At 74.9% G+C, this 6,325-nt stretch carries 7 protein-coding genes and 1 tRNA gene; 5 read left to right on the top strand and 3 right to left on the bottom strand.

Going from position 1 to position 6,325, the window contains the following annotated elements; translation table 11 throughout:
• Nucleotide 1 precedes the first annotated feature (1 nt).
• Nucleotides 2-295 carry a hypothetical protein gene (locus tag AAHZ94_RS26590; protein ID WP_349995870.1) on the bottom strand — a complete coding sequence of 98 codons (294 nt, stop codon included), beginning with the start codon at nucleotides 293-295 and terminating at the stop codon, nucleotides 2-4.
• On the opposite strand from AAHZ94_RS26590, the gene AAHZ94_RS26585 reads away from it, so the two are divergent.
• From AAHZ94_RS26585 to AAHZ94_RS26565, 5 genes are all read left to right on the top strand, one after another.
• The gene (locus tag AAHZ94_RS26585) at nucleotides 294-530 is read left to right on the top strand and encodes a hypothetical protein (RefSeq protein WP_349995868.1); all 237 of its coding nucleotides are present in this window, start codon (nucleotides 294-296) and stop codon (nucleotides 528-530) included. The genes AAHZ94_RS26590 and AAHZ94_RS26585 overlap by 2 nt on opposite strands.
• Nucleotides 527-865: an Asp23/Gls24 family envelope stress response protein gene (locus AAHZ94_RS26580; protein WP_349995866.1), complete on the top strand. Its 339-nt coding sequence runs from the start codon at nucleotides 527-529 to the stop codon at nucleotides 863-865. The genes AAHZ94_RS26585 and AAHZ94_RS26580 overlap by 4 nt, the downstream gene beginning before the upstream one ends.
• The gene (locus tag AAHZ94_RS26575) at nucleotides 862-1,821 is read left to right on the top strand and encodes a DUF6286 domain-containing protein (RefSeq protein ID WP_349995864.1); all 960 of its coding nucleotides are present in this window, start codon (nucleotides 862-864) and stop codon (nucleotides 1,819-1,821) included. Before AAHZ94_RS26580 ends, AAHZ94_RS26575 begins: the two co-directional genes overlap by 4 nt.
• A complete protein-coding gene (locus tag AAHZ94_RS26570; protein WP_349995862.1) occupies nucleotides 1,814-2,440 on the top strand; it encodes an Asp23/Gls24 family envelope stress response protein in 627 nt (208 codons plus the stop codon). Before AAHZ94_RS26575 ends, AAHZ94_RS26570 begins: the two co-directional genes overlap by 8 nt.
• 84 nt (nucleotides 2,441-2,524) lie before the next feature.
• Nucleotides 2,525-3,064 carry a GNAT family N-acetyltransferase gene (locus tag AAHZ94_RS26565; protein ID WP_349995860.1) on the top strand — a complete coding sequence of 180 codons (540 nt, stop codon included), beginning with the start codon at nucleotides 2,525-2,527 and terminating at the stop codon, nucleotides 3,062-3,064.
• 104 nt (nucleotides 3,065-3,168) lie between these two features.
• Here the strand turns inward: AAHZ94_RS26565 and AAHZ94_RS26560 are convergent.
• Nucleotides 3,169-3,244 (bottom strand) — tRNA-Lys (locus tag AAHZ94_RS26560).
• Between the two features lie 164 nt (nucleotides 3,245-3,408).
• Complete coding sequence (locus AAHZ94_RS26555) at nucleotides 3,409-5,934, bottom strand: DEAD/DEAH box helicase (RefSeq protein WP_349995858.1); 2,526 nt, start codon at nucleotides 5,932-5,934, stop codon at nucleotides 3,409-3,411.
• Nucleotides 5,935-6,325: the final 391 nt, after the last annotated feature.

Raw genomic sequence — 6,325 nt, 5'->3', positions numbered from 1 at the left:
CTTAGTGGCTGTGCTTAGGGAACACGGGCTTCCGTGCGGGCGGCCGAGCGGTCCGGGTGCCCCCCCCCCCCCCCCCCCCCCCCCCCCCCCCCCCCCCCCCCCCCCCCCAAACCCCCCCCCCCCCCCCCGGGGGGGCCCCCCCCCCCCCCCCCCCCCCCCGGGGGCGGGCGCCGCCCCGCGCCCCGGGCCCCCCCCCCCCCCCCCCCCCCCCCGCCCCCCGCCCCCGGGCCCCCCCCCCGGGGGGCCCGGGCCCGCCCCGTCCCCGCACCCCCAAGGACCCCAAGGAGGAGGCCATGAGCAACGCGATCGTGGGCCTCGCCGTCGGCATGGCGCTCGGCTTCGCCGGCTACTTCGGCGGATTCACCGCCTTCCTGCTGGTCGCCGCGCTCGGCGCGGTCGGCTTCGTCGTCGGCCGACTCAGCGAAGGCGACCTGGACTGGAGCCAGTTCGCCCGCCCGGGCCAGGACCGCGCCACCCAAGACCGTCCCACCACCCGCACCCGAACCGCCCAACGCAGCAGGCTCAAGTGACCATCCCCGCAGCCCAACGCGGCGCGCTCAGCATCGCCGACCGCGTCATCAGCCGTACCGCCACCGCGGCGGCCCGCGAGGCCCTGCACGACCTCGACCACCCGACGGCCACCGCCCGCGCCACCGCCGTCACCCGGCGCGGCACCGCCCGGCTGAACCTCGCCCTCGACCTGCCGTACCCGATCGACATACCCGCCACCACCGACGCCGTCCACCACCACGTCGCCCGCCGCACCGAAGGGCTGGTCGGCCTGCCGGTCGCCACCGTCCGCATCCGCGTCGAGCGCCTCCACCTCCCGCAGGCCGAGGCCGGCGACGACGGGCGGGTGCAGTGAGCACCACGTCCGAGGAGAAGCCGCCGAAGACGCCCCGCGGCCACGCGCCCCGCCCCTGGTCGGCGCGGCGCGGCCCGGCCGCGGTGCTCGCCCTGCTCGGCTCCGCGGCCTGCGGCATGCTCCTGTACGACCAGTTGGCCGTGTACTACGGGCGGCCCGCCGCCCCCTGGCGCACCCACACCCGCGACTGGCGCGCGGACACGCCGGGCACCAGCGGCTGGGTGATAGGCGCCGCGGCCGTACTGGCCCTGCTCGGCCTCTACCTGATGTTCCTGGCCCTCACCCCCGGCGGCCGACGCCGACTACCGATGGCCCCCGCGGGCCCCTCCGTACGGGCCGTACTCGACCGCGCCGGCGCCGCCACCCTGTTACGGGACGCGGCGCTGCACACCCCCGGCGTGACCGCGGCACAGGTACGGATGCGCGGCCGGGGCCGGGCCGTGGTGCGGGCCACCGTGTCGTACGGCGACGGCCACACCGTCCGCGCCGCCCTCCACACGGCCCTGCTCGAAGCAACCGACAGCCTCGGCCTGGCCCACCCACCCCGCCTCACCCTGCACATCACCACCCCACCCCGCCCCCACACCCCCGCGACCCCCGCGGCCCCCGCGACCCCCGCGACCCCCGCGACCCCCGCGACCCCCGCGACAGCGACGAACACCGTCGTGGACGACACGGGCACGGGCGGGACGGGCACGGGCGGGACAGGCACGGGCGGGACAGGCGCAGCCACCCCGGGCCCGGCCGAGGGGCGCGGGAACGGGCCGACCACGACCACCCCAGACACAGACGAAACGCCCACGACCAACCCAGGCGCAGCCACCCCCGGCACACCCCACCCACAAGCCAGCCCCCACCCACCATCCAACCCACCATCCAACCCACAACCCGCCTCACCGACCCCCCCACACACCCCACCACCCCCGCGCGGAGGAGAGGAGCCGGCCGATGGTTGACCCCCCAGGCAGCCGCCTGCTGAACCGGGCCCTGCTGGCCGTGCTCGGTCTCACCGGCCTCGCCGCCGGCACCTGGGTCGCGGGGACCGGCCTGGCCGCCCGCGGCGACCTCCCGTACGCACTCCCCGCCTGGTGGCCCCGCTGGCACCCGCGCGCCGAACTCGTGGACTGGCTGGCCGCCACCGAGGTGCGCGACCGCAGTTGGTGGCCGGCAGCCGTACTGGCCGCGCTCGCCCTCGGCCTCCTCACCCAAGCCTGCTGGCTGCTGGCCCAGCCACCCCGCACCCCCCACACCCTCCCCGTCCCCCCACCCACCCCCGACGAGACGAGGGAAACCCCCCGTCACACCCTGCGGACGTCCGCCCTGTCCCAGGTGATGACCGCGCAGGCGGCCGACCTCCCCGGCGTACGACGGGCCCGGGTCCGCCTCACCGGCAGCAGGCACCGCCCCCGTGCCCGCCTCACCCTGGTACTCGACCCGGCCGCCAGCCCCCGCGCCGTCCTCACCGCCCTCGCCCGAGGCCCCCTCACCACGGCCCACCACAGCGCCGGCCTGCCCCACCTCCACTCGGGCCTCCACCTGAGCGTCGCCAGCCGCACGGAGCGCCGAGCACGCTGACCCCGGCCCCCACCACCACCGCCCGAACGCGAAGCCAACGCCCGCACGGAGCGTGCCCCCCAGCCACCCCGGGCAGGCTCCGGCATGACCGTTGACGCCCTCCGTATCGAGCAGATCAGTTCCGCAGCCGCCGTCGGTCCCGCGTTGCGGCAGGAGTTGCTCGCCTGTTGGATCGCCGTCACGAATGCCGGCGGTGCGGCCGGGTTCCCCTTCCCACCCGTCGACAGCCAACAGGTGGCGCCCGTACTCGACGCCCTCGTACGCACCCTCGCGCCGGACACGTCCCGCCTGGTGACCGCCCACCTCGGGCCCCGCCTGGTCGGCTGGCTCCACCTGCGGCGCGATCTCTCCCCACTCGTCGCCCACTGGGGGACCGTGCACCACGTGCAGACCCACCCGGGCGTCCAGGGCCGCGGCATCGGCACCGCGCTCATGCACGAGGCCCACCGCAGCGCCCGCGACGGCATGGGGCTCGAACAGCTCCACCTCGCCGCCCGCGGCGGGGCGGGCCTGGAGACCTTCTACGCGCGCCTCGGCTGGCGGGAGGTCGGCCGCGGGCCCGCGGCCCTACGGCTGGGCCCCGGCGCGGACCGTGACGAAATCCTGCTGTTCCGCAGGCTCTAGCTGTATTGCCCTGTGAGGTAGCGCCCACCGCGCCAGCAACCCGGCAACGGCGCGCCACCCGCGCCCTGCGCACCTGCACGAACCAGGTGCGACCTGGTCTTTCCTGGTGGGCCATCAGGGGCTCGAACCCTGAACCAATGGATTAAAAGTCCACTGCTCTGCCAATTGAGCTAATGGCCCGCACCACGCAGCATAGCCCGGCGCCGCGCCGGGCCCCGAGCGCATAAGGAGTTCGGGGGTCCCACCCGCCCGGCGCGGGGTGCGCGGCCGGCGCGTACGGCAAAGCGGCGGGGCCCGTACGACACGTCGTTCCGTGTCGTACGGGCCCCGCTCACCGTGCTGCGTCAGCCGTTGCGCTTCCAGCGCGGCTTGTCGTCGCGGCGGCCGAAGGAGCCGGTGCCGGCGCCCCGGTGGTCATCGCGGCGGCCGTGCGGGCGGTCGCCGGCCGAGGGACGGTGGCCGCCGGCGGGACGGTCGTCACGACGGTCGCGGTTGTACGGGCGGTCCGAGCGGAACCCACCCTGCGGGCGCTCGTCGCGACGGAAGCCGCCGGAGGGGCGCTCGTCGCGGCGGAAGCCACCCGAGGGGCGCTCGTCACGGCGGTCGAAGGAACGGCCACCGCGGTCGTCACGGCGCTCGTCGCGACGGAAACCACCCGACGGACGCTCATCGCGGCGGAAGCCACCCTGCGGGCGGTCGTCGCGACGGAACCCACCCTGCGGACGGTCATCACGACGCTCGAAGGAACGACCACCACGGTCATCCCGACGCTCATCACGACGGTCGAAGGAACGACCACCCCGGTCATCCCGACGCTCGTCACGACGGAAACCACCCGACGGACGCTCATCACGACGGAACCCACCCTGCGGGCGGTCATCACGCCGGAAGCCACCACCCTGCGGACGGTCATCACGACGCTCGAAGGAACGACCACCCCGGTCATCCCGACGCTCATCACGACGGAAACCACCCGACGGACGCTCATCACGACGGAACCCACCCTGCGGGCGGTCATCACGACGGTCGCGGCGGTCGAAGTTGCCCCGGTCGTCGCGGCGCTCGTAGCTGCTGCGCTCCTGCTCCTGCTGGGCCGGTACGGCGCTGTCGGCGGCCGGTGCGGCCTCCGGGGTCGCGGCGGTCGGCGCGGCCTCCTGTGCACCGGTCGACTGCTCGCCGGCCTCGGCGGCGCCTGCGGCCGGGGCAGCCGCAGCGGCGGTCACGGCCGCCGCCGGGTCCTCGCCGCGCTCGCGGGCCGCGCGGGCCAGCAGCCGGTCGGCCTCCTCGCGCAGTTCGGTCGCGCGCCGCTGCACCTGCTCCAACTGGCGGGTGAGGTCCTGCACGTCGCGCTCGGCCTGCTTGGCCGAGTTCGCCGCCGACTCGGCCTGCACCTCGGTGAGCGAACGGGCGCCGGTGATACTCGCCACATCGTCGTCGAAGGCGCCGGCGCCACCGACGATGTGCCGCGAGGCGTCCACGCCCGCGTCCTCCATCAGACGGAAGATCTGCCGGCGCTGGTGCGGCAGGGCCAGCGAGACGACGGTGCCGCTCTGCCCGGCACGGGCGGTACGGCCCGAGCGGTGCAGGTAGTCCTTGTGGTCACCGGCCGGGTCCACGTTGAGCACCAGGTCGATGCCGTCCACGTGGATGCCGCGGGCGGCGACGTCGGTGGCGACCAGGACGTTGACGTAACCGTCCTTGAAGTCGGCCAGCGTGCGGGTGCGCGCGCCCTGCGTCATGCCGCCGTGCAGCGCGTCCGCCCGTACGCCGGCGTCCACGAGCTGCTCGGCGACCCGGTCGGCGCCCATCTGGGTGCGGACGAAGATGATGGTGCGGCCCTTGCGCGCCGCGATGGCCGCGGTGACCGGGGCCTTGTCCTTCGGCTTCACGACGAGCACGTGGTGGCTCATGGTGGTCACCGCGCCCTGCGCCGCGTCCACCTCGTGCGTGATCGGGTTGGACAGGTAGCGCTTGACGAGGGTGTCGATCTCGTTCTCCAGCGTCGCGGAGAACAGCATCCGCTGGCCGCCGGTCGGCACCAGGTCGAGGATCTCGGTGACCTCGGGCAGGAAGCCCATGTCGGCCATCTGGTCGGCCTCGTCGAGCACCGCGACCTGCACCTGGTCCAGCGTGGCCGCACCGCGGTTGATGATGTCGCGCAGTCGGCCCGGGGTGGCGACCAGGATGTCGACGCCGCGTTCGAGGGCGTAGATCTGGTTGCCCATCGAGGTGCCGCCGCAGACCACCTTGAGCTTGAGGCCGAGCACGTCGCCGTACGGCTGGAGCGCGTCGGAGACCTGCATGGCCAGCTCGCGGGTGGGGGTGAGGATCAGGCCGCGCGGGCGCTTCTTCTCGGTGAAGCCGCCGGAGAGTTGGGCCAGCAGCGGGAGGCCGAAGGAGAGCGTCTTGCCGGAGCCCGTACGGCCACGGCCGAGGATGTCCTTGCCGGCCAGCGCGTCCGGGATGGTCGCGGCCTGGATCGGGAACGGGGTGGTCACACCGTTCTGCTTCAGCTTGCGCACGACCTGCTCGGGCAGGCCGAGGTCGCCGAAGGTGAGGGTCTTCTCAGCGGGTTCGTCGGCGCCGCCGTCGAACTCTTCGCCCGCGGCGGCGGATTCGGCCTGCTCGGGGGCGGATGCGGTCTGCTCGTCGGCGGATGCGACGGGGGCGACCTGCTCGGCAGTCGCAGCGTCGGAGGCGTCCCCGGCCGTCTCAACGGGCTCGGCGGACTCAACGGACTCAACGACCGCAGCGGGCTCGACCGCAGCAGCGGACTCGGCGGGCTCGGTGGTGAGCGCCGCGGCGCTCTCGGGGGTCACGCCGACCTCGTCGAGCTCGGGCATGACGGTGTGCTCAGCAGAAATGGACATGCGAAACGCGAAACCTTCCGGAGTTACGGCACGCGCCCAGACTCCGTGTGATTTCGCAAACGACCGCCTCAATGCGGTCAGCCACGGCAAGGAAAGGAACGCGCCACGCGGCGCGCTCCGGGAGGGTTCTCCGAAGTCGGCCGGGCAAATGGGATCAAACGATCTACCACCATACGCACCCCGCCCCCCGGAAGGCAAATCCCGCCCCCGACCCCGCCCGCTACGGCCCGCCGCGGCGGCCGGCCCCCGTGACCGACGTCACCGCTCCCGCAGCGGCTTGGCCTGCGGCGCCGGCTCCGTCCCCTCGGCCGGCGGCGGGGTGCTCGACGGCGGCGCGGTGGGCGGCTCGGTGGTCGGCGCCGGCACCGTCGGCTCCGGCGGCGGGCTGCTC

Origin of the sequence: Streptomyces sp. HSW2009 (assembly GCF_040240285.1) — a bacterium.
Taxonomy (GTDB): Bacteria; Actinomycetota; Actinomycetes; order Streptomycetales; family Streptomycetaceae; genus Streptomyces.
Note: the sequence above shows the minus strand (reverse complement) of the source record. Positions and strands in the feature narration are given on the sequence as shown.